General features: G+C 64.6%; 2 protein-coding genes. Both read left to right on the forward strand.

What is annotated here, in order from left to right; genetic code table 11:
• Positions 1-1,587: TolC family protein (locus AB4Z11_RS28335; RefSeq protein WP_442029163.1), on the forward strand; the 1,587-nt coding region annotated here is incomplete at its 5' end.
• Positions 1,588-1,674: 87 nt separating this feature from the next.
• A partial coding sequence (locus AB4Z11_RS28340) for a hemolysin family protein (protein WP_442029164.1) occupies positions 1,675-2,900 on the forward strand: 1,226 nt, incomplete at its 3' end.

Raw genomic sequence — 2,900 nt, forward strand, 5'->3', positions numbered from 1 at the left:
CTGGCTGGCTGCGCTGCTGTGGGGCCTGATTATCACAAGCCTGCCGACAGCGCGCCTGCGACGCTGTCGGATTGGCATGGCGGCTCGCCGGTGCTGCTTGACCCTGTCCTGCGCAACGACGGCAAGCAGGCTTTCGCTCACTTCGACGATCCAGTGCTGCGCGGGCTGCAGGCGCGCGCGCTGGAGGCCAATTTCGATGTCCGCACAGCAGCCCTGCACTTTGCTCAAAGCCGCCTGCAGCGCAATATCAGCGCCAGCGAGCAAGGACCGCAAGTTGGCGCGAAGGCTGCGGCGTCACGCCAGCGCCAGAGCGAGAACGGCACCTCCACGCGCCTGATCGACGTGGTTGCGCCAGCAGGCAATCGTGATGCGCTGGTGGGTGTGCTGAGCGATCCTTTCAACGTCTACTCCGCAGGTTTTGACGCCAGCTGGGAATTGGATCTTTGGGGCCGCGTGCGCCGCAGTGTGGAAGCGGCCGATGCACAGATGTCGGGCGCCAGTGCGATGCTCCGGGACGTGCAAGTGGCGGTGGCGGTCGAAGTGGCACGCAACTACTACGAAGTGCGCGCGGCCCAGCGCCAGCAAGCCTTGCTGCGCGCCGACATCGACGCGGCCAGCGAGCTGCTGGAACTGGCGCAAATCCGCTTCAAGCGAGGGCTCGGCACGGACCTGGACGTCGCGCGCCAGCAAAGCCTGCTGGCCGACCAGCGGGGACGTCTGCCTGGGCTGCTCGAACAGGAAGCGCAAGCCAGCAATCTCCTGACGCTGCTGACCGGCGCGACGCCCGGTGCGCTTCAGAACGAACTCTCTGCGCCGTCTGCCAGCGCTGACCTGGCAGGCTCCGGCGTCCTCTCGGCGTCGGACGCCCGTGCAGCAGCCAGCGCCCTGACGACCGCAGGCGGCGCGCGCGGTGTGGGCGGTGTGGGCGGTGTGGGCGGCGCAGGCGGTGCGACCGGCGCGGGCGGCGCGTCGGCACTGGACGCGCCGTTCGGCCACACGCCGGATATGGCGCTGGGCATCGTCTCCGACGTGGTCGCGCGGCGTCCTGACATTCAGTCCGCCGAAGCGCGGCTGCATGCGGCGACGGCGCGGATCGGCGTCGCCAAGGCCGACCTTTACCCGCGCATCACGCTGGGCGCACAATTCGGCCTGGAATCGCTCACGGGCGGCAAATTCGGCGACTGGGGCAGCCGCCAGTGGTCGATCGGCCCAAGTCTGAGTCTCCCGCTGTTCGACAACGGGCGCCGCCGCGCCACTGTCGAACTGCGCGAGCTGGAACAGCAGGAAGCCGCAGTGGCCTACCAGAAGACCGTGCTGCAAGCGTGGCACGAAGTGGACGACGCCCTCTCCAGCTACACCGCCGAACACCTGCACCTGCAGCAGCTGCAAGAGCGCGAAGAAAACGCCCGCACCACGCTGCAACTGTCGACTACACGCTACAAACAAGGCCTGAGCGACGCCCTGCCGGTACTGGACGCGCAACGCTCCCTGTTGGCCGCCCAGCGTGAGCGCATCCAGAGTGAAGCCGCGCTGACGCAGAAAATGCTGGCCATCTGCAAAGCCGTCGGGCTGACGCCGCAGTCCTGACTTGCGGGGAGGAAAAGCGCAAAAAACGGCGTCAACGGACCGGGTCGGATATCATGTTGTTTTTAACTACCCGCCTTCGTGCGTTATATGCAGAACCTTTTGCTTGTCCTGCTCGCGCTTTTCCTCGTTGCCCTCAATGGTTTTTACGTGGCGGCCGAATTCGGCATCGTCACCCTGCGCCGCACGCGCGTGCGCGCCATCGCCAAGACGCACGGCCTGCGCGGCCGCATCCTGGCCAAGGTGCATAGTGAGCTGGATGCATACCTCTCCGCCTGCCAGCTGGGCATCACCCTCGCCTCGCTGGGCCTGGGCTGGATCGGCGAACCCGCTTTCGCCAGCCTGCTGGAACCGCTGCTGCATCTGGTCGGCATCACGTCGCCGGAGCTGGTGCATGGCATCTCCTTTGTCTTCGCTTTCGTCACCATCTCCTTCCTGCACATCGTCGTCGGCGAGCTGGCGCCGAAATCGCTGGCGATCCGTATTCCTGAAGTCATCGCCTTGTGGACCGCTGTTCCGCTGTATGCCTTCTACTGGGTGATGTATCCCGCCATCTGGGTGCTGAACGAARGCGCTAACCTGGTGCTGCGCGTGGTGGGTCTGAGCAACGCCGGCGGCCATGATTCGCACTATTCGACCGACGAACTGAAACTGATCCTGCGCACCAGCCAGCCCGGCGAGGCCTTCAACAAGGACGAACGCAATGTGCTGGCCAACTCGCTGGACTTCTCCCAGTTGCGCGTGTCCGACCTGATGCGGCCGATTAATGAGGTGATCGCACTGTACGCCACGCAGTCCGTGGAAGAGAATCTTCAGACCGTGGTGCGCAACCGCTTCAGCCGCTATCCCTATTTCGACGAAACCGGCAACAACGTGCTGGGCGTCGTGCACCTGAAGGACCTGTTCTTTGCCCAGCAATCGGGTAAACCAATCAAATCGTTTACGCCTTTCCTGCGTCCGGTGGACACCTACTCCACCCGCACCCTGGCGCTGGAACTGTTCCGCCGCTTCAAGGATGGCGCGCCGCACTTCGCGCTGATCGGCGAAAAGGGCAAACGTCCGGTAGGCTTCCTCACGCTGGACAATCTGCTGGGCGCCATGGTCGGCGAGATTCACGACGAATTCCGCCTGAACGAAAACGACTGGCTGACACAGGAAGACGGCGCCCTGATCGGCAAAGCCAGCCTGCCCATCTTCTCGCTGGAACGTGCGCTGGGCATCGACATCGAAAACGAAGAGCTGGGCCTGGAGGAAGTGGAATCCGTGGGCGGTCTGGTGATGCTGAAGCTGGGCGACATCCCGAAACAGGGCCAGCG

The sequence above is a fragment of the Pseudoduganella sp. RAF53_2 genome (assembly GCF_052113985.1).
GTDB lineage: Bacteria > Pseudomonadota > Gammaproteobacteria > Burkholderiales > Burkholderiaceae_D > Rugamonas.